This window comes from Geodermatophilus sp. SYSU D00758 (assembly GCF_054049955.1).
This window is the reverse complement of record NZ_JBJGYK010000040.1, coordinates 19,727-38,988: the sequence shown is the minus strand read 5'-3', so window position 1 is coordinate 38,988 and position 19,262 is coordinate 19,727. Positions and strand designations below refer to the sequence as shown.

At 74.7% G+C, this 19,262-nt stretch carries 14 protein-coding genes; 3 read left to right on the top strand and 11 right to left on the bottom strand.

Annotated features, from left to right (window positions below; all coding sequences use genetic code 11):
- Window positions 1–138: 138 nt before the first annotated feature.
- Complete coding sequence (locus ACI8AC_RS21005; RefSeq protein WP_456899784.1) at window positions 139–1,260, bottom strand: DUF475 domain-containing protein; 1,122 nt, start codon at window positions 1,258–1,260, stop codon at window positions 139–141.
- A 213-nt stretch (window positions 1,261–1,473) separates the two neighbouring features.
- On the opposite strand from ACI8AC_RS21005, the gene ACI8AC_RS21000 reads away from it, so the two are divergent.
- Window positions 1,474–2,757, top strand: a complete 1,284-nt coding sequence (locus ACI8AC_RS21000; RefSeq protein WP_456899783.1) for a hypothetical protein — start codon at window positions 1,474–1,476, stop codon at window positions 2,755–2,757.
- Window positions 2,758–2,764: 7 nt separating this feature from the next.
- Here the strand turns inward: ACI8AC_RS21000 and ACI8AC_RS20995 are convergent, their stop codons facing one another.
- The 10 genes from ACI8AC_RS20995 to uvrB all read right to left on the bottom strand — a co-directional run bounded on the left by ACI8AC_RS20995 (window position 2,765) and on the right by uvrB (window position 14,039).
- The gene (locus ACI8AC_RS20995; RefSeq protein ID WP_456899782.1) at window positions 2,765–3,586 is read right to left on the bottom strand and encodes a hypothetical protein; all 822 of its coding nucleotides are present in this window, start codon (window positions 3,584–3,586) and stop codon (window positions 2,765–2,767) included.
- Window positions 3,583–4,746, bottom strand: coding sequence for a cysteine protease StiP family protein (locus ACI8AC_RS20990; RefSeq protein ID WP_456899781.1), 1,164 nt, complete (start codon window positions 4,744–4,746; stop codon window positions 3,583–3,585). The genes ACI8AC_RS20995 and ACI8AC_RS20990 overlap by 4 nt, the downstream gene beginning before the upstream one ends.
- Entirely contained in the window at window positions 4,743–5,246 is a 504-nt protein-coding gene (locus ACI8AC_RS20985) for a TRSP domain-containing protein (protein WP_456899780.1), read from the bottom strand. Before ACI8AC_RS20985 ends, ACI8AC_RS20990 begins: the two co-directional genes overlap by 4 nt.
- Window positions 5,243–6,145 carry a phosphoribosyltransferase domain-containing protein gene (locus tag ACI8AC_RS20980; protein WP_456899779.1) on the bottom strand — a complete coding sequence of 301 codons (903 nt, stop codon included), beginning with the start codon at window positions 6,143–6,145 and terminating at the stop codon, window positions 5,243–5,245. The genes ACI8AC_RS20985 and ACI8AC_RS20980 overlap by 4 nt, the downstream gene beginning before the upstream one ends.
- Window positions 6,142–7,398 (bottom strand): HpcH/HpaI aldolase/citrate lyase family protein, encoded by a 1,257-nt coding sequence (locus ACI8AC_RS20975; RefSeq protein WP_456899778.1) that lies wholly within the window; start codon window positions 7,396–7,398, stop codon window positions 6,142–6,144. The genes ACI8AC_RS20980 and ACI8AC_RS20975 overlap by 4 nt, the downstream gene beginning before the upstream one ends.
- A 12-nt stretch (window positions 7,399–7,410) precedes the next feature.
- On the bottom strand, window positions 7,411–8,814 hold the full coding sequence (locus tag ACI8AC_RS20970) for a VWA domain-containing protein (RefSeq protein WP_456899777.1): 1,404 nt from the start codon (window positions 8,812–8,814) through the stop codon (window positions 7,411–7,413).
- A complete protein-coding gene (locus ACI8AC_RS20965; protein ID WP_456899776.1) occupies window positions 8,811–9,464 on the bottom strand; it encodes a TerD family protein in 654 nt (217 codons plus the stop codon). The genes ACI8AC_RS20970 and ACI8AC_RS20965 overlap by 4 nt, the downstream gene beginning before the upstream one ends.
- Before the next feature lie 171 nt (window positions 9,465–9,635).
- Window positions 9,636–10,217, bottom strand: a complete 582-nt coding sequence (locus ACI8AC_RS20960) for a TerD family protein (protein ID WP_456899775.1) — start codon at window positions 10,215–10,217, stop codon at window positions 9,636–9,638.
- Between the two features lie 249 nt (window positions 10,218–10,466).
- Entirely contained in the window at window positions 10,467–11,654 is a 1,188-nt protein-coding gene (locus tag ACI8AC_RS20955; RefSeq protein ID WP_456899774.1) for a TerC family protein, read from the bottom strand.
- Between the two features lie 249 nt (window positions 11,655–11,903).
- Window positions 11,904–14,039, bottom strand: coding sequence for an excinuclease ABC subunit UvrB (gene uvrB, locus ACI8AC_RS20950; protein WP_456899773.1), 2,136 nt, complete (start codon window positions 14,037–14,039; stop codon window positions 11,904–11,906).
- Window positions 14,040–14,530: 491 nt separating this feature from the next.
- On the opposite strand from uvrB, the gene glgX reads away from it, so the two are divergent.
- Both glgX and treY read left to right on the top strand, forming a co-directional pair.
- On the top strand, window positions 14,531–16,645 hold the full coding sequence (gene glgX, locus ACI8AC_RS20945) for a glycogen debranching protein GlgX (protein ID WP_456899772.1): 2,115 nt from the start codon (window positions 14,531–14,533) through the stop codon (window positions 16,643–16,645).
- Window positions 16,642–18,975 (top strand): malto-oligosyltrehalose synthase, encoded by a 2,334-nt coding sequence (gene treY / locus ACI8AC_RS20940; RefSeq protein ID WP_456899771.1) that lies wholly within the window; start codon window positions 16,642–16,644, stop codon window positions 18,973–18,975. Before glgX ends, treY begins: the two co-directional genes overlap by 4 nt.
- Window positions 18,976–19,262: the final 287 nt, after the last annotated feature.

The window sequence follows — 19,262 nt, the reverse complement described above, 5'->3', positions numbered from 1 at the left end:
GCCGGGCGCGCGCCGCGCGCGTTCGAGTGGGGGGCGGGGGGGCGCGGCGCCCCCCCCCGCCCCGGGGCCCCCCCCCCCCCCCCCCCACGACCAGGTCAGCTGATCATCGGCCGACCGCCGCGGCCCGGGGTGGGACGCTCAGCGCCGCCCGGCGCCGACCTCCTCGGCCACCTCCGCGTCGTCCCCGGGCGCGGCGGCCTGCTCGCGGCGCTGGGCCACGACGCTGCTGGCCACCGCGGCGAGGATGAACAGCAGCCCGGTCAGGCCGGTGACGTACTCGCTGATGTGGAACCGCAGCTCGAGGATCATGATCGTGGCCAGGAAACCGATGGCCCACATGGCCCCGTGCTCGAGGAAGCGGTACTGGTCGAGGGTGCCCTTGTCGACCATGTAGATGGTCAGCGACCGCACCCAGAAGGCGCCGATGCCCAGGCCCAGCGCGATGACGAAGATGTCGCTGCTCAGCGCGAACGCGCCGATGACACCGTCGAAGGAGAACGACGCGTCGAGCACCTCGAGGTAGAGGAAGGCCGCCAGGCCCGCACCGGCGACGGCCTTGGTGGCCGTCCCCGTCGCGGTCCCGCTCCCGGTCGAGCGCCCCTCGGCCGAGATGTCGTCGGCCCCCTCGTCGGCCTCGGGCGCCTCCATGAGCTCGTTGAGGCCGCCGATGAGCAGGTAGGTGAACAGGCCGGCGAGGCCGGCGGCGAGCACGGTGGCGTACTTGTCGTCGTCGGCGATCTGCGAGCCGAGGTAGATGACCGCCAGCGCGATGACGATGGCGAGGTAGGGCAGCTTCCCGGCCTTGGCCAGCGGGCGCTCCAGCCAGGCCAGCCAGTGGATGTCCCGCTCCTCGTCGAAGAGGAAGTTGAGGAAGATCATCAGCAGGAAGATGCCGCCGAAGGTGTAGATCGCCTCGGCCGCGGCCTCGACGTTCTCGGCGTAGGCGGCCGAGTCGGTGAGGGCGAGGTCCCAGACCTCGGGGATCGACAGGCCGGCGGTCACCGAGACCAGCACGATCGGCAGGAACAGCCGCATGCCGAACACGGCGATGAAGATGCCGATGTAGAGGAACATCTTGCGCCAGAAGGGGCTCATCCGGCGGAGCACCTTGGCGTTGACCACGGCGTTGTCGAACGAGAGGCAGACCTCGAGCACGCCCAGCACCGCGACGGCGAGCAGCGCGGCCGGGCCGCCGAACCACACGGCGGTGACGAGGGCTGCCGCGGTCAGGCCGACCGAGAAGCCGAAATAGCGGAGCATGGGGTTCCTTCCTGGGGCGCCACCGGGGGCGGGGCGCATCCTGTTCCAACACGGGCTGGCGGGGACCGGTTCCCGGTGTCCCCCTCGATCAGGTCACACGGGGCGGGGCCGCACCGTCGGCAGGTCCGGCGCGGCTGCCCTCCCCGCGTGGTAGGCATCGGCGCACGGCGCGACGGACGGCACCGGCGTCCGGACGGGAGGGTGGACCGAGGCATGGGCGGGCACACGGGGGCCCCGGAGCCGCGGGGCCGCTGGTGGCGCCGCGGCCGGGACGCCGCGCTCGCGCAGGCCCGCTCCGAGGCCGCCGCGGCGCGCGAGGCGGCAGCGGCCGCCATGCTCGCGCTCGACGCCGAGCTGAGCGGGCTGTCGGAGGACGTCGCGGCGCACGAGGACGCCGGGACGTCGCGGGCGGCCGGCCAGCGCTCCCCCGCCACCGACCCGGTCGTGCGGCAGTGGCAGGAGCTGTCCGCGCGCACCGACGCCGTCATCGGCCAGTACCTGGCCGCGCTGTCGGCCGCCGACCCCGCGCAGGACGACGACGTGCTGCGGGTCCGCACCACCCGCGACGCCCTCGGCGGCTCGGCCCGGGCGCTGCACGAGGTGCTGCCGCTGGTCCGGGACTTCCGCGCCCGCCACGCCGGCCCGCTGGGGGCCGCCCGCGGCGCCCGCACCCTCGGCCCCCGCCGGCTCGCCGAGGCCGAGGCCGCGATCACCCGCGCCCGCGCGGCCCTCGAGGCGGCGGGCGAGGAGGTCACCGACCCGGCGCTCGGGCGCGACCTCGACGCCGCCGTCCGCGCCGCCCGGGAGGCCGGTGCCGCCCTGGCCGCGGGCCGGCCGGTCACCGGGGGTGCGGCCGCCGAGCGCGCCCGGGCCGGTGCGGAGTCGGTGGCGGCCCGAGCGGCGTCCCTCCCCGCCCGGGCCGCCGACGTCCGCCGCGGGGCGGCGTCCGTGCGGACCCGGCGGGAGGCCCTCGGCACCCGGCACGCGCGGCTGGCGCCGGTCATGAGCGAGCTGCGGCGCCGCTACACCCACCGCGCCTGGGCCGACGTCGAGCGGGCCCCGGAGCGGGCGGCCGCGGCCCTGGCCGAGGTGGACGACGCCCTCGACCGGCTGGCCGCCCTCCTCGCCGCGCCGCCGCTCGACGTGCCCGCGGCCGCGCTCGCCCTCGAGCAGGTGCGCGGCGCCTCGGCGCGGGTCGACCAGGAGATCGCCTCGGCCACCGGCCGGCTGGAGGAGCTCGACGCCGTCGCCACCGACCCCGGGCGGCTGCTCGGCGGGGTGGAGCGCGACCTCGTCGACGCCCGGCGCTTCCTCGCCGCGCTGCCCGAGGGGCGCGGTGAGCGCTACCGGTCGACCTTCGACAACCTGGCCCGCCGGCTGCGGGTGCTGGAGATCGAGGTCCGCGGGCACCGGCCCGACTGGGGGCACGTGGTCACCGAGGCCCGCTCGATCGAGCAGGGGCTGGCCGCCATGGTCCGGACAGCGCGCGTGGACTGAGGACACGTCAGCCGACGCGCTCGAGGAACCAGCCGAGGATCTCCTCCCCCGCCAGCACCCCGCTGGCCCCGCTGACCGCCACCCCGTCGGCGGTCCACCCCTGCTCGTGCAGCTCCCCGTGGGCCGGCCGGACGGCGGCGTCCGCGGCCACCAGCATCGGGGCGTCGAGCAGGCTGTCGCCGGCGCACAGCAACCGGACCGGCCGACCGGCGCGCTCGGCGACCCGGTCGCGCAGCCGCAGCAGCGCGCCGGCCTTGGTGAGGCCCGCGGGCACCGCGTAGACCTTGCGGCCCTGCAGGCTCAGCGTCCAGCCGGCCGCGGCGGTCGCGGCGGTGAGGTCGGCCAGCCAGGACGCCGGCACGTCGGCGCGGCGCTCGGCCACCAGGTAGACGAACAGGTCCTCCGCGGCGCGCACGCCGCGCACCCACGGCTCCCCGGCGACCGCCTCCAGCAGCCGCAGCACCTCCGGCAGCGGGGCGGCCCGGCCGGCGACCTCGCGGGCCCAGGCGTCCCAGGCGGGGTCGCAGACGCCGTCGGCCAGCAGCGCGCCGCCGTTGGTGCACAGCGCGAACGCCGGCACCCGCGGCAACCCCACCCGGCGGTACTGCGCCTCGGTCCGGGTGGTCACCGGGACCAGCAGCGCGCGGTCCATGAGGTCGGCGAGCAGCTCCCAGGCCCGCTCGGTGACCCGCGAGAGCGGCGCGCCCTCGTAGTGCTCGACCACCCGCAGCGGCGGCAGCGTCGCCGGGTCGCCGGCGGCGGAGGCGGAGTAGATGAGCGTGCGGTCGAGGTCGACCGCGGCCAGGGCCGGGGCGAGGACGGCGGTCACGGGCGCACCGGGCGGATCAGCCCGACGCAGGAGTACGGCAGGTCCGGGACCTCCACCACCGGCACGCCGCGGGCGGCCGCCAGCGCGACGACGTGGCGCAGGTCGGCGGCCCGGTCGGGGCGGGCCAGCACCTGCCACGGCACCCGGCGCAGCAGCACCCGGGTGGTCTCCCCCACCCCGGGCTTGACCAGGTTGACGTCGGCGATGCCCTGTTCGGCGGCGATCCGCTCGACGGCGGCCCACCCGGCCCAGGTCGGGCTCCGGTCGGCGGCGGCGTGCGCGGCGAGGAGGCCCGCCGGGTCCGCCGCCACCGCCGGGAAGCAGGCCGCGACCGTGTCCACGAAGGCGTTCGACACGTCGCCCCCGGCCAGCTCGGCGTAGTACTTCGCGCCGTGGAACATGCCCGGGCCGATGAGGTCCTCGCGCAGCACCGTGCGGGAGACGAGGCCGGAGACGGTGCTGTTCAGGCAGGCGCTCGGGATGAGGAAGTCGTCCCGGGTGCCGTGCAGGTCCGTGCAGCCCCCCGGGTCGGCCAGCACCGCCAGCCGGTCGTCGAGGGCCGCGTGCTCCGGGTGCGCGGCGCGCCACCGGGTCACGGCCGCGGTCAGCTCCCGCTGGATCGCGCCCTTGCCCGTCCAGCCGTCGACGAACCGGACCGCGGCCGCCGGGTGCCGGTCGAGGACGTGCGCCAGCGCGACCTCGTCGATGCCCCGGCCGCGGATGATCGAGATCGTGTAGTGCGGCACGTCGACCCCGCGCGCGGCGCGGTACCAGCGGCGCAGCAGCACCCCGACCGGCGTCCCGGCGCGGGCCAGGGACACCAGCACCGGCGTCGCGCCGGCCGCGGCCGCCTCCGCCCACACCAGCTCGCCGACCAGGGCGACCGCCCCGGCCAGCCGGTCGGCGGTCTGCTCGAGGGCGGCGGTGTAGAGGTCCAGGTAGGCCACGTCGGGCTGGTACTCGACCGGGAGCATCTCCGAGTAGTGGGTACCGCCCTGGATGGCCTCCTCCCGGTCCTGCGTGCCGCGCTCGAGGGCGACGGCGGAGAGGTCGGTGAGCAGCCAGGTGACGTCCTCCACCGGGTACGAGCCGAACCGGCCGGGCTCGGCGCGCCGCAGGGCCGGGCGCAGGGAGGGGGGCTGGGCCTCCAGCAGCGTCATCGGGGGAACTCCTCGGGCTCGGCGGGCGGGACGGTGACCAGGTGCACGGCGCGGGCCGCGTGCGGCCGCAGCGCGGCGAGCATCGGATCGCAGGCGGCCGGGGGCGCGTCGGCCACGACCACCAGGTCGTCGGCGCGCAGGTCCGACCACGCGGTCCCCGGCGGCGGCACGGCGGCCGGGTCGGCGAGGTTGTGCACCCGCGCGGTGCGCGACGGGTCGTCGGGAGCGGGGAAGACGACGGCGCGCCGGATGGCGTAGCCGGGGTCGTCGGCGGCGTGCGCGGGGCTGCGGGTCGTGGACTGCACCTGCACCGGGATCCCGGGCAGCCGGTCGGCCAGCCGCGCGGCGAGCACCGTCGGGGCGTGCATGAGCTCCTCGGTGCCGAGCACGAGCACGCCCCGGCTGCCGGCCAGCGCACCGGCCAGCCGCTCGGCGGCGGCGTCGGCGGCCGCGGCGAGCCGGGCCGACCCCGCCGGCGTGAGCCCGTGGCGGGCGGTCACCGGGACGCCGTCCGGCCACAGCCCCGCGTGCGCCAGCACCTCGGCCGGCGGGCCGGGGGGGGGGGGGGGGGGGGGGGGGGGGGGGGGGGGGGGGGGGGGCGGGCCCCCCGGGGCCCCCCCCCCCCCCACCCCCCCGCCACCCCCCCCCCCGCGGCCCGCGCCCCCCCCCCCCCCCCCCCCGCCGCCGGGAGGGCGGCCCGGGCCCGCGCCGCCCGTGCGAGCGCGTCGGCGGGCAGGGCGAGCTGCGCGGTGAGGACGGCGGCGACGTCCACCCGCACCCCCAGCTCGGCGGCCCGGGCGGTGAACGCGGCCCGGGCCTCGGCCGTGCGGGCGTCGAGCAGCGCGGCGACGACGTAGCGCGGCCGGGGTGCGACGGCGTGCAGCGCGGCGACGGTGTTGAGCGTGGTCCGGCCGCTGGTCAGCTCGTCGTCGACCAGCACGAGCGGGCCGTCCCCGGCCAGGTCCACCGCGCCGGCGGGCTGGAGGGCGTGCCCGACGGCGTGCGAGTGCTCCTCCTCGAAGCCCAGCGCCACCGGCACGGCGGGGTGCAGCCGGCGCGTGGTGTGCAGGTAGGCCGCGCCGAGCCGGTCGGCGGCGGCGTGCCCCAGGCCGGTGGCGGTCTCGCAGTAGCCGATCACCAGCCCGGCCGGCTCGTCCCCGAGCACGGCGGCGACGGCGTTCCCCACCGCGGCGCCGGCGCCCAGGACGGCGGCGGGGTCGGCCGGCACGTGCTTGGCCAGCACCCGGGAGACGACCAGCTGGGCGCGGCGCGGGTTGTCCCGCAGCGCCAGCCCCGCCCACCGGGGCAGGACCTCGGCGCCCGCCCCGGACACCCGGACGTCGAGCAGCGCGGCGACCGTGGCCGAGAGCGGGACGACCGGCGCGAGGGTGCCGGTCATGCCGGCTGCACCGCGGGGCCGCGGAAGACCGTGGCCAGCTGGCGCTGGCCCGCCGCGAGCAGGTCGACCAGCGCGGACTGGTCGGCGACCACGCCGTAGACCGCGGCCCGGCGGCTGACCAGCTCCGCCCACAGGGCGTGCGGGCCCATCTCGTTCATCCGGCCGTGCGCCGAGGCCCGGACCCCGCCGTCGGACCGCGCGGTCATGATCTCCAGCGCGTCGTCGTACTCCGAGCGCGCGACGGTGAGCAGCGAGTTGACCACCGACACGTGCGCGGGGTGGATGACGGTCTTGCCGTGCATCCCGTTGGCCTTGTCCAGCACGACCTCCCGGATGAGCCCGTCGATGTCGTCGTCGATGAGCTCTCGGCGCAGCGCCCCCTCGTGCTGGTCGAGGAACGGCGACTGGCGCAGCTGCGGCTTGAACAGCCGCGGGCCGGGGATGTGCTCCCAGACGGCCCCGCTGACCACGTGCTCGGCGTTGCGGGCGAAGCGGTTGACGATGTCGGCCAGGCAGTCCCGGACGACGGCGACGTCCCAGATGGTGGTGTCCCGGTCGCGCCGCAGCCCGAACAGCCCGGACAGGTCGGTGCCGCCCACCCGCAGGCACAGCACCTGCTCGGCGAAGTCGGCGACCACCGCGGCCACCTCGGCGAGGGCCGCCGCCCGGGTCTCGGCCCAGGCCACGTCGGCGGTCTCGAGGATCGGCATGGCGTACAGCGGGTGCTCGCAGCCGGCGCCCGCGCGCGCCACGGCCTCGAGCATCGCGCGCAGGTCCGCCCCGGTGGCCTTGGGCAGGCTGAAGCCGGTGAGGCAGCCGAGCGCCGGTCCCGCCGCCTCGGCCAGCCGGGCGACCTGCTCGGCCGAGCGGACCCGGACGAACAGCAGGGGCAGCTCGTCGGTGCGACCCGCGGCGTGGACGCGCTCCAGCGCGGCCACCACGTTGGCCTCGGCCGCGGCCACCTCGGCGTGCGGGATGGCGTCCTCGAGGCACCAGACCGTGCTCGTCGTGCCGATCGCGGCGGCGCGCGCGGCGTCGACGTCGAGGGCACCCCGGGTCGCGGGGGTGTAGAGGGTCGCCCCGAGGGCCAGCGCCAGGTCGCTGCGCGGGCTGGCCGGGGTCAGCGAGCCGGGGGGCACGGCGAACAGCCGCTGCCGCTCGTCGTCGGTCAGGTAGCCGAAGTGGCGCACGGGGGCCTCCCGCGTCTGAGGGGTGGTGGGGGTGGTGCGGTCGGCCATCGCGGCCGGGGTCACGGCGGCCGGGCCTCAGCGGGTCAGCAGCCCCTGGGCCCGGGCCCGGCGGAGCCAGTCCGGGTACTCGGTCATGAGCCGGTCGAACAGCTCGTCGTCCCCGATCGGCCGGCGCCCCATCAGCTCGTCGGGGGCGACGGCGAAGAAGTCGGCGTTGTCGGTGAACCGGCCGTCGAGGTCGTCGAGCCGCTGCAGGTAGCTGAACTCCCGGGGCGAACCGATGCCCATGAACTGCCAGAACACCGGCTCGTAGGACGCCGCCCGCAGCTGGCGCGTCGCGACGCCCTTGTCGCTGGGTGCGCCGTCGGTGAGGAACATGACGTACACCGGCACCGCGTCGGGGAGCGGCTCGGCACGCTCCCCGCTGGAGCCGAAGTAGTGCTTCCGGACGGCGGACATCGCGGCACCGTAACGGGTGTCGTACTCCAGCCGGTGGCGCTTCGTGACGGCGGAGATGAACTCCTGGTGACCGTCCAGTCGCAGACCGGTCTCGGGCTGGTGCACGTCCTTCCCGAAGAGGAAGACGTCGACCACGCCGTCGTCGTCGAAGCGCAGGCCGAGCGCGAGCACCCGCTCGGCCAGCCGCTGGACCGCGCCGGACCGGTAGAGCCGGGCCATCGAGCCGGAGATGTCGAGCACGAGCGCGACCCGGGCGGTGTGCTCCCCCAGGCCGCGCTTCTCCAGGCTGACCCCGGCGGTCTTGACCAGGGAGAGCAGCTGCGGGGCCGAGCCTGCCAGCTTCTTCTCCAGGTCCACCAGGCGGCGCTTCTCCGTGCTGACCGGTGCGGTGCTGACCGGTGCGGTGTTGACCGCTGCGGTGCCGGCGGGGCCGGCGCCGACCGGTGCGGGGGTGGCGACGGGCGCCGGCGCGGGAGCCGGCTCGTCGTCGACGTCCACCCCGACGTCGGTGGCCATCCCGGCCAGGCCGGTGGTGAAGCCCCGCCCGACCGCGCGGACCTTCCACTCGGTACCGCGCCGGTAGACCTCGGCGAAGACCAGCGCGGTCTCCGGCCCGGCGGTGAGCTCGCAGCGCACCGCGGGCGGCGCGCCGACGTCGGCGGCCACCTCGACCGCCACCCCGGACAGCCCTCCGAACGTGCCCGCGTCCAGGGAGGCGCCGATCACCACCCGCTCGACGTCGGCCGGCAGCCGGGCGGGGTCGATGCGCACCCGGTCCACGGTGGCCGGGCCGAGCGCGGCCTTGCCGAGGTGCGCGACCGCGCCGCCGGCACCGGCGGGCTGGTTGTAGAAGACGAAGTCGGCGTCGCTGCGCACCCGGCCCGCGCCGGTGGTGAGGAAGGCCGACAGGTCGGCGTCCACCCCCGGCGCCGTCCGCCAGGTGAGGGTGACCACGACCGGGCCGGTCAGCCCCGCGGCGGCCAGCCCGACGTTGCCGCCGGGGGTGAGGACGTGGGTCACTTGCGCCCCGACGTCCAGTTCATGCCCCACCCGTAGGCGGCGTCGAGGTCGCGCTGCACACCGGGCAGGTAGCGCACCTCGCGCTGCACGGTCAGCGCACCGCCGGAGGACGACAGCAGCGCGATGGCGCAGGAGCGCGCGTTCTGCGCGTGCTCGTCGAGTCGGACCTCGATCGGCGCGGCCTCCTGCGGGAACAGGGTGACCACGGCGTCGGCGGCGGCCCAGTTGGGAACGCCCTCGTAGATGTAGGCGAAGACGAGGATCCGGCGGATCCGGTCGAGGTGGTCGAGGTTGACCACCAGGTTCTCGCCGCCCTCGACCCGGCCGGAGCGGTCGTCGCCGTCGAGCAGCACGTAGGGCGGCTGGTCCAGGGAGCCGAAGGCGTTGCCCAGCGCCTGCACCACGCCCTTGCGCCCGTCGGCGGTCTCCCAGAGGCAGCCGAGGTCGAGGTCGACGGCGGGGGTCTTGGTGAACAGCCCGCGCTTCTGGGCGCCGGCGTTCCAGTTGAGGTTGACCCGCATGCGGCCGCCGGCCCCGCGGCCCTTCGTGAGCGAGACCGCCGGCGCGCTCTTGGTGAGCGTCACCTTGCTCATGGAGACGCCGCCCGAGGGGGCGTCGGGGCGCTTGGGCGGGCGGGTGTAGTCGACCATGGCGGTCCCTTCCGGTGCGGGTGCGGACGGCGTGCGGGCACGGGGGTGGGGGGGGGGGGGGGGGGGGGGGGCGGGGGGGGCGGGGCGGGGGGGGGGGGGGGGGGGGGGGCGGGGGGGGGGGCGGGGGGGGCGGCGGGGGGGCGGGCCCCCCGGGCCCCACCTCGCGGTGCGTCAGCCGACGTTGACGCCGAAGTCCTGCGCGATACCGCGCAGGCCCGAGGCGTAGCCCTGGCCGACGGCGCGGAACTTCCAGTCCGGGCCGTTGCGGTACAGCTCGCCGAACACCATGGCGGTCTCGACCGACGCGTCCTCGGTGAGGTCGTAGCGGGCGATCTCCTGGCCGTTGGCCTGGTTGACCACGCGGATGAAGGCGTTGCGCACGGCGCCGAAGTTCTGCTTGCGCGTGTCGGCGTCGTAGATGGAGACGGGGAAGACGATCTTGTCGCAGTTCGGCGGGACGGCCTGCAGGTCGACCTGGATGACCTCGTCGTCGCCCTCGCCCTGGCCGGTGAGGTTGTCACCGACGTGCACCACGGAGCCGTCCGGGCTGCGCAGGTTGTTGAAGAAGATGAAGCCCGAGTCGTCCGGGGTGACCCTGCCGCCCGCGTCGAGCATGATCGCCGACGCGTCGAGGTCGAAGTCGCCGCCGGAGAAGGTGTTGACGTCCCAGCCCAGGCCCACGTTCACCGCGGTCAGGCCCGGCGCCTCCTTGGTCAGCGAGACGTTGCCGCCCTTGGAGAGGCTGACACCCATGTGGAGAACTCCCAATCGGTCGTCTTGACGCAGCGGCGGTCGCCGCTGCGGGGTCGACGGGGGGCGACGCCGTCCGGCGTCCGCCGGGCGCGCACGCCCGGCTCGGGCCCCCGCCGCCGTTCCCCGCGGCGTGCACCGCGGGGAGCGGACGTTCGTCGGGATCCTGCACCACGCACCGGCGGAGCGACAGGCACCCCGTGACGGCGGAACGATCCCGTCCGTACCTGGTGGGGCGGGCCGTGGCAGCGGTCAGCCGCCGGCGCCGGAGGACGGCCGGTGCGGCCCCTCACCGGACCGGGCACGGGCATCCTCCGCGCTGGTCACGGCGGCGGTGCGGCCGGTCGGCGGCGCGTCGCCACGGCCCTCGGTGGGCAGCTCGTCGTGGACCTGCGGGGCCGGGACGTGCCGGCCCTCGCGGCCGGCACCCTTGTCGCCGGCGCCCGTGGGGCTGACCAGCCCGGCCTCGGCGTCCTTGCGGTTCTTGCGCAGGCTCAGCACGGTCGTGATCAGCAGGGTGACCACGATGACCAGCAGGGACAGCCAGGTGGGCACCTCGGGGACGACCGTGACGTGCTCGCCGCCGTTGATGAACGGCAGCTCGTTCTCGTGCAGGGCGTGGATGACCAGCTTGATGCCGATGAAGCCGAGGATGACCGACAGGCCGTAGGCCAGGTAGACGAGCCGGTCGAGCAGCCCGTCGATGAGGAAGAACAGCTGACGCAGGCCCAGCAGGGCGAAGGCGTTGGCGGTGAACACCAGGTAGGTCTCCTGGGTCAGCCCGAAGATCGCCGGGATCGAGTCGACGGCGAAGAGGATGTCGGCGCTGCCGATGGCGACGAGCGCGATGAACAGCGGCGTGATGAACCGCTTGCCGCGCACCTTCGTGACCATCCGGTCGCCGTGGTAGTCCTCCGTGGTCGGCAGGACCCGTCGGGTGAGCCGGAGGAAGGCGTTCTCCTTGAACTCCTCCTCCTCGTCGTGGCCGCCGCTCTTCGCCTGCGCCCACGCGGTGTAGATGAGGAAGCCGCCGAAGATGTAGAAGACCCAGCTGAAGTTCTCGATGGCGGCGGCACCGAGGAAGATGAAGATCGTCCGCAGCACCAGGGCGAACGCGATGCCGAACAGCAGCACCTTCTGCTGCAGCTCGCGGGGCACCGCGAAGCTCGCCATGATCAGCACGAAGACGAACAGGTTGTCCACCGAGAGGCTCTTCTCGGTGATGAAGCCGGCGAAGTACTCCCCGCCGAAGGTGGGACCGGCGAACAGCAGCACGAGCAGGCCGAAGACCAGCGCGATGCCGATGTAGATCGCCGACCAGGTCGCCGATTCGCGCAGCGTGGGCGCGTGCGGCGTGCGGACGTGCCCGTAGAAGTCGAAGACGAGCATGCCGACGATCGCGGCGACCGTGATCGCCCAGACCCAGAACGGGACGTCCATACGGTGTTACCTCCGGAGAACTGGCGGCTGTCAGCACCGGAGGTCTCTCCCGCCCCCCGGGGAGCCGGGTGACCGACGGCGCCGGGGGCCGGTCGGCCCCGTGCTGACGACGCTGCCGCAGTGGGGATACTCCCCTCCTCGGGACCCTGCCGCAGCACGACGAGGGGCCGAGGGGCAAACGGACGGGGGTCCGACGGGGTTCCCGGCCCGGGTGGCACCTGGCCGGCGTCGGGGTGTCGCCGCCGCTCCTCAGGCGTGGGCCGCGTCGAGCTGGCGGAGCTCCTTCTTCAGCTCGGCCAGCTCGTCGCGCAGCCGGGCGGCGACCTCGAACTGCAGCTCCCGGGCGGCGGCGAGCATCTGGTCGTTCACCTGCGCGATGAGGTCGGCCAGCTCGTTGCGCGGCAGGCCGGCCACCTCGATCGACCCCGCCTTGGCCCCCGCCTTCCGGGAGGAGAGACCGGGCACCGGCGCCTTGCCCCGCGACTGCTGGCGGCCCGAGCCGCCGAGCAGCTCGGTGGCCCCCCGGCCCGCCACGTCGGCGACCTCCTCCGAGGCCCGGTAGATGCCGTCGAGGATGTCGACGATCTTCTTCCGCAGCGGCTGCGGGTCGAGGCCGCGCTCGCGGTTGTAGGCGATCTGCTTCTCGCGGCGCCGGTTGGTCTCGTCGATGGCCTGCGCCATCGACGGGGTGACGGTGTCGGCGTACATGTGCACCTGCCCCGAGACGTTGCGGGCGGCGCGGCCGATGGTCTGGATGAGGGAGGTCCCCGAGCGGAGGAACCCCTCCTTGTCGGCGTCCAGGATCGCCACCAGCGAGACCTCCGGCAGGTCGAGGCCCTCGCGCAGCAGGTTGATGCCGACCAGGACGTCGTACTCGCCCTGCCGCAGCTCGCGCAGCAGCTCCACCCGGCGCAGGGTGTCGACCTCGGAGTGCAGGTAGCGCACCTTGATGCCGAGCTCGAGCAGGTAGTCGGTGAGGTCCTCGGCCATCTTCTTGGTCAGCGTGGTGACCAGCACCCGCTCGTCCCGCTCGGTCCGCAGCCGGATCTCGTGGACCAGGTCGTCGATCTGGCCCTTGGTCGGCTTGACGACGACCTCCGGGTCGACCAGGCCGGTCGGGCGGATGACCTGCTCGACGACCTCGCCGCCGGTGCGGCCGAGCTCGTAGGGGCCCGGGGTGGCGGAGAGGTAGACGGTCTGGCCGATGCGGTCGGTGAACTCCTCCCACTTCAGCGGCCGGTTGTCCATCGCCGACGGCAACCGGAAGCCGTGCTCCACCAGCGTCCGCTTGCGGCTCATGTCGCCCTCGTACATGCCCCCGATCTGCGGCACGGTGACGTGCGACTCGTCGATGACGAGCAGGAAGTCGTCGGGGAAGTAGTCGAGCAGGCAGGAGCCGGCGCTGCCGGCCGCGCGGCCGTCGATGTGCCGCGAGTAGTTCTCGATGCCGGAGCAGAACCCGACCTGGCGCATCATCTCGATGTCGTAGGTGGTGCGCATGCGCAGCCGCTGGGCCTCGAGCAGCTTGCCCTGGCGCTCCAGCTCGGCCAGCCGCTGCTCCAGCTCGGCCTCGATCGAGGTGATGGCGCGCTCCATGCGCTCGGGCCCGGCGACGTAGTGGGTGGCCGGGAAGACGAACAGCTCGTCGACCTCGCGCACCACCTCGCCGGTGAGCGGGTGCAGGTAGTACAGGCGCTCCACCTCGTCGCCGAACATCTCGATGCGGACGGCGAGCTCCTCGTACACCGGGAAGACCTCGACCGTGTCGCCGCGCACCCGGAAGGTGCCGCGGGTGAACGACAGGTCGTTGCGGGTGTACTGCTCGGTGACGAGGGTGCGCAGCAGCTCGTCGCGGTCGCGCTCCTCCCCCACGCGGATGCGCAGCGCGCGGTCGACGTACTCCTGCGGGGTGCCCAGGCCGTAGATGCAGGAGACGGTGGCCACCACGACGACGTCCCGCCGGGTCAGCAGGCTCATCGTCGCCGAGTGGCGCAGCCGCTCGACCTCCTCGTTGATCGAGGAGTCCTTCTCGATGTAGGTGTCGGTCTGCGGGACGTAGGCCTCGGGCTGGTAGTAGTCGTAGTAGGAGACGAAGTACTCGACGGCGTTGTTCGGCAGGAGTTCCCGGAACTCGTTGGCCAGCTGCGCGGCGAGGGTCTTGTTCGGCGCCATGACCAGCGTCGGGCGCTGCACCTGCTCGATGAGCCAGGCGGTGGTCGCGGACTTCCCCGTACCGGTGGCGCCGAGGAGCACGCTGTCGGTCTCCCCGGCCTTCACCCGCTCGGCGAGGGCCGCGATCGCGGCCGGCTGGTCACCCGCGGGCTCGAAGTCGCTGACGACGCGGAAACGCCCCTGGGTGGGCCGGATGTCGGTGGTCGCGCGCACGGGGACGACGGTACGTCGGCGGTGTGACAGGACGGCGGTGTGACGGGAGGGCGCGGTGGGACGGCAGGGTACGCGAGGGGTGGCCGGGGCGATCGGCTTGCCCCCGGTGCTTGCCCCGGGGTATCCGGCCCCCTAGCGTCCCGGACCGCAGGAGCGGACCCGCCGGGGTCCAGCGCCACCCGGGCCGGGCCCGGGCGAGGTCGGACCCCGGTTCCGCTGCCCCGGCCGGACCTGCGCACGACGGCCCCCGCGGGAGGACACCGCGGGGGCCGTCGTCGTCCCGGGGTGCCCCTCCCCCCGGCCGCCCGGGGAGCCCCGGGCAGGATCGCGGTGAGCGGGATCTCCGCCGTCACGGTCGGGCCGAGGATTGCGTGCCCTCCGTCGGGGGCACGGGGGATCCCGGAGCAGCACGTGCACCGACCTCCCCGCATCGCACCCGGGGAGGCCCCCGGCCCCCCCGCGGGGGCGCAACGCGCAGGAGGACCCCCCAGATGACCCAGGTGTGGCCCGGTACCGCCTACCCGCTGGGCGCCACGTTCGACGGCACCGGCACCAACTTCGCGATCTTCAGCGAGGTCGCCGAGCGGGTCGAGCTGTGCCTGTTCCACGACGACGGCACCGAGGAGCGGATCCGGCTCCCCGAGATGGACGGCTACGTCTGGCACGCCTTCCTGCCCGGGATCCAGCCCGGCCAGCGCTACGGCTACCGCGTGCACGGCCCCTACGACCCCTCCCAGGGCCTGCGCTGCAACCCGAACAAGCTGCTGCTCGACCCCTACGCGAAGGCCATCGACGGGCAGATCGACTGGGACCCGTCGGTCTTCGGCTACGACTTCGACAGCGGCGAGCGCAACGACGAGGACTCCGCACCGCACATGCCGAAGTCCGTCGTCATCAACCCGTACTTCGACTGGGGCGTCGACCGGCCCCCGAAGACCCCGTACCACAAGACGGTCATCTACGAGGCCCACGTCAAGGGCCTGACCATGACCCACCCGGACGTGCCGGACGAGCTGCGCGGCACGTACGCGGGCATCGCCCACCCGGCCGTGATCGCGCACCTGCAGGACCTCGGCGTCACCGCGATCGAGCTCATGCCCGTGCACCAGTTCGTGCAGGACGACACCCTCCAGCAGAAGGGCCTGCGCAACTACTGGGGCTACAACACGATCGGCTTCTTCGCGCCGCACAACGAGTACGCCAGCAACACCGACAACGGCATGCAGGTGCAGGAGTTCAAGGGGATGGTCCGCACCCTGCACGAGGCGGGCATCGAGGTCATCCTCGACGTCGTCTACAACCACACCGCCGAGGGCAACCACCTGGGCCCCACGCTGTCGTTCAAGGGCATCGACAACCGCGCGTACTACCGGCTGGTCGAGGACGACCCGCAGTACTACATGGACTACACCGGCACCGGGAACAGCCTCAACGCCCGCACCCCGCAGGCGCTGCAGCTGATCATGGACTCGCTGCGCTACTGGGTCACCGAGATGCACGTCGACGGGTTCCGGTTCGACCTCGCCTCGACGCTGGCCCGCGAGCTGCACGCCGTCGACCGGCTCTCGGCCTTCTTCGACCTGGTGCACCAGGACCCGGTCGTCAGCCAGGTCAAGCTCATCGCCGAGCCGTGGGACGTCGGCGAGGGCGGCTACCAGGTCGGCAACTTCCCGGCCCTGTGGACCGAGTGGAACGGCAAGTACCGCGACACCGTGCGCGACTTCTGGCGCGGCGAGGACGCCACGGTGGGCGAGTTCGCCAGCCGGATCACCGGGTCCTCCGACCTGTACCAGCACTCCGGCCGCCGCCCGGTGGCCAGCATCAACTTCGTCACCGCGCACGACGGCTTCACGATGACCGACCTGGTCTCCTACAACGAGAAGCACAACGAGGCCAACGGCGAGGGCAACAACGACGGCGAGAGCCACAACCGCAGCTGGAACTGCGGGGTCGAGGGGCCGACGACGGACAAGAAGGTCGTCGCCCTGCGCGCGCGCCAGCGGCGCAACTTCCTGGCCACGCTGATGCTCAGCCAGGGCGTGCCGATGGTGCTGCACGGCGACGAGCTCGGCCGCACCCAGAAGGGCAACAACAACGGCTACTGCCAGGACTCGCCGCTGACCTGGATCCACTGGGACGAGGTGGACGAGGGGCTGCTGGAGTTCACCAGGCTGGTCACCCGCATCCGGGCCGAGCACCCCACGTTCCGCCGGCGCCGCTTCTTCCACGGCCGGCCGGTGCGCCGGGAGGCCGGCCAGCCGGTGCCGGACATCGCGTGGTTCACCCACGCCGGCGACCTGATGACCGAGGAGGACTGGGACGCCGCCTACGCCAAGTCCATCGGCGTCTACCTCAACGGGCACGGGATCCGCTCGACCGACGAGCGCGGCGAGGACGTCGTCGACGACCACTTCTACCTGGCGTTCAACGCCTGGCACGAGCCGATCGAGTTCACCCTCCCGCCGGACGAGTACGCCCAGTCCTGGACCGTCGTCCTCGACACGGCGGAGATGGGGGACGTCGAGCCGCGCGAGCTCAAGCCGGGTGAGTCGGTCATGCTGCAGGACCGGTCGATGATCGTGCTGTCCGCCAAGCGGCGCTCGTGACGGGCAACGGCGCGGACCGGCGGCGGGTGCCCAGCGCCACCTACCGGCTGCAGGTCACCGCGGACCAGACGCTGCACGACGTCGCCGGGCTGGCCGGCTACCTGGCCGCCCTCGGGGTCAGCCACGCCTACTCCTCGCCGCTGCTGCGCGCCGCGGCGGGCAGCACGCACGGCTACGACACCGTCGACCACGCCCACGTGGACGAGTCCCGCGGCGGGCGCGAGGGCCTCGACCGGTTCGTGGCCGCCCTGCACGACCACGGCCTCGGCCTGGTGCTGGACCTGGTGCCCAACCACATGGGCGTCGCCGACCCGGCCGAGGTGCCCTGGTGGTGGGACGTCCTGCGGCACGGGCGGGACAGCGCGCACGCCGACGCCTTCGACGTCGACTGGGAGTTCGGCGGCGGCAAGGTGCGCATCCCGGTGCTCGGGTCGGCCGACGACGTCGACCGGCTGGAGGTCGTCGACACCCCCGACGGCCAGGAGCTGCGCTACTACGACAACCGCTTCCCCGTCGCGCCCGGCACCGGGGACGGCACCCCGCAGGAGGTGCACGCCCGCCAGCACTACGAGCTGGTCGACTGGCGGCGGGCCGACCGGGACCTCAACTACCGGCGGTTCTTCGCCATCAACACCCTGGCCGGGCTGCGGGTCGAGGACCCCGCCGTCTTCGAGGCCACCCACGCGCTGGTCCGGGAGCTGGTCGAGGACGGCGCGGTCGACGGGCTGCGGATCGACCACCCGGACGGGCTGGCCGACCCGAAGGGGTACCTGGACCGGCTGGCCGGGCTCTCCGGCGGCCGCTGGACGGTCGTGGAGAAGATCCTCGAGCCGGGTGAGGACCTCCCGGAGAGCTGGGCGACGGCCGGGACGACGGGCTACGACGCGCTGGCCGAGGTGGACGACGTCCTGGTCGACCCCGCCGGCGAGGCGGCGCTGACCGCGCTCGACACCGAGCTGGCCGGCGGTCCGGTCGACTACGCCCGGCTGGTGCACGACGCCAAGCGCGAGGTGACCGACGGCATCCTCGGATCGGAGGTCGCCCGCCTGGTGCGGGTGATCGGGGAGCTGCCGGGCGTCGAGCGGGCGCGGCAGACCGAGGCCCTCGCCGAGCTGCTGGCCTCCTTCCCCGTCTACCGCACCTACCTCCCCGACGGCCGCGAGCACCTGGACGCGACGATCGCCGCCGTCCGGGACCGGCGCCCCGACCTCACCGCGGCCCTCGACGCCCTCCACCCCGTCCTGGGGCAGGCCGGCACCGAGGCCGCCACCCGCTTCGAGCAGACCAGCGGGCCGGTGATGGCCAAGGGTGTCGAGGACAGCGCCTACTACCGGTGGGCACGGTTCGTGGCGCTCAACGAGGTGGGCGGTGACCCGGCCCGCTTCGGCGCCACCGTCGAGGAGTTCCACGAGGCCCAGGTGCGCCGGCTGGACCGCAAGCCCGCGTCGATGACGTCGCTGTCGACGCACGACACCAAGCGCAGCGAGGACGTCCGCGCCCGGCTCGCGGTCCTCGCGGAGGTCCCGACCGAGTGGGCGGACCTGGTCCGCGGGTGGCTGTCGCGGCACCCGCTGCCCGACCGGCCCCTGGCCCACCTGGTGTGGCAGAACCTCGTCGGCGCCTGGCCGCTGTCCCGGGAACGGGCGCACGGCTACGCGGGGAAGGCCGCCCGCGAGGCCGGCACGTCGACCACCTGGACCGCCCCCGACGAGGCCTTCGAGGCCCGGCTGCACGCCCTCGTGGACTCGGCGTTCGACGACCCGGCGACCCACGCCGAGGTGGGGTCGTTCGTCGCCGGGATCGCGCCGTACGGCCGCTCCAACGCGCTGGCGCAGAAGCTGGTGCAGCTCACGATGCCCGGCGTCCCCGACGTCTACCAGGGCACCGAGCTGTGGGACCTCTCGCTGGTCGACCCGGACAACCGGCGGCCGGTCGACTGGGACCTCCGCCGCCGGCTGCTGGCCCGGCTCGACGAGGGCTGGCTGCCGGAGGTGGACGACGAGGGCGCGGCCAAGCTGCTCGTCGTCTCCCGCGCCCTGCGGGCCCGTCGCGACTCCCCGGGGCTGTTCACCGGTTACCTGCCGGTGACCGCGACCGGGTCGGCGGCCGGGCACGCGGTGGCGTTCGACCGGGGCGGTGCGGTGACGGTGGCGACGCGGCTCCCGGTGGCTCTGGAGGCCGCTGGCGGCTGGGGGGACACCGCCCTGCGGCTGCCGACCGGTTCCTGGCGCGACCTGCTCACCGGGCAGCGGGTGGTCTCCGACGCCGGCGGCGTGCCGGTCGCCGGCGCGCTGGCCCGGCTGCCCGTGGCGCTCCTCGTCCGCGACTGACGGTGACCCTCGGGGGCGGGCAGCCCGCCCCCGACCGGCCCGTCGCGGAAAGCGCGATCGACCCCGCGTGGCGGGCGGGTGGCAGGGGCTCTACGCCAAGAACCGCGGCGTGATCAGCGACCCCGACCGCATCCACGCGGGTCAGCGGCTCACCCTCTGACCCGACGGGCTCCGGGGGGCGGTCCGCGCCCCCCGGGGCCAGGGGGGCGCGTGCAGCGTGCCGTGACCCCCTCGTTACCTTGTCCCGGCGTCCGCCGCACCGAGGCGGGCGCCGGTGCCGATCCGCC

Bases quoted from the DNA above. Each gene is read 5' to 3' on its own strand.
- ACI8AC_RS21005 (WP_456899784.1), bottom strand. From the start codon at position 1,260: ATGCTCCGCTATTTCGGCTTCTCGGTCGGCCTGACCGCGGCAGCCCTC.
- ACI8AC_RS21000 (WP_456899783.1), top strand. From the start codon at position 1,474: ATGGGCGGGCACACGGGGGCCCCGGAGCCGCGGGGCCGCTGGTGGCGC.
- ACI8AC_RS20990 (WP_456899781.1), bottom strand. From the start codon at position 4,746: ATGACGCTGCTGGAGGCCCAGCCCCCCTCCCTGCGCCCGGCCCTGCGG.
- ACI8AC_RS20980 (WP_456899779.1), bottom strand. From the start codon at position 6,145: ATGACCGGCACCCTCGCGCCGGTCGTCCCGCTCTCGGCCACGGTCGCC.
- ACI8AC_RS20965 (WP_456899776.1), bottom strand. From the start codon at position 9,464: ATGGTCGACTACACCCGCCCGCCCAAGCGCCCCGACGCCCCCTCGGGC.
- ACI8AC_RS20960 (WP_456899775.1), bottom strand. From the start codon at position 10,217: ATGGGTGTCAGCCTCTCCAAGGGCGGCAACGTCTCGCTGACCAAGGAG.
- ACI8AC_RS20955 (WP_456899774.1), bottom strand. From the start codon at position 11,654: ATGGACGTCCCGTTCTGGGTCTGGGCGATCACGGTCGCCGCGATCGTC.
- glgX (WP_456899772.1), top strand. From the start codon at position 14,531: ATGACCCAGGTGTGGCCCGGTACCGCCTACCCGCTGGGCGCCACGTTC.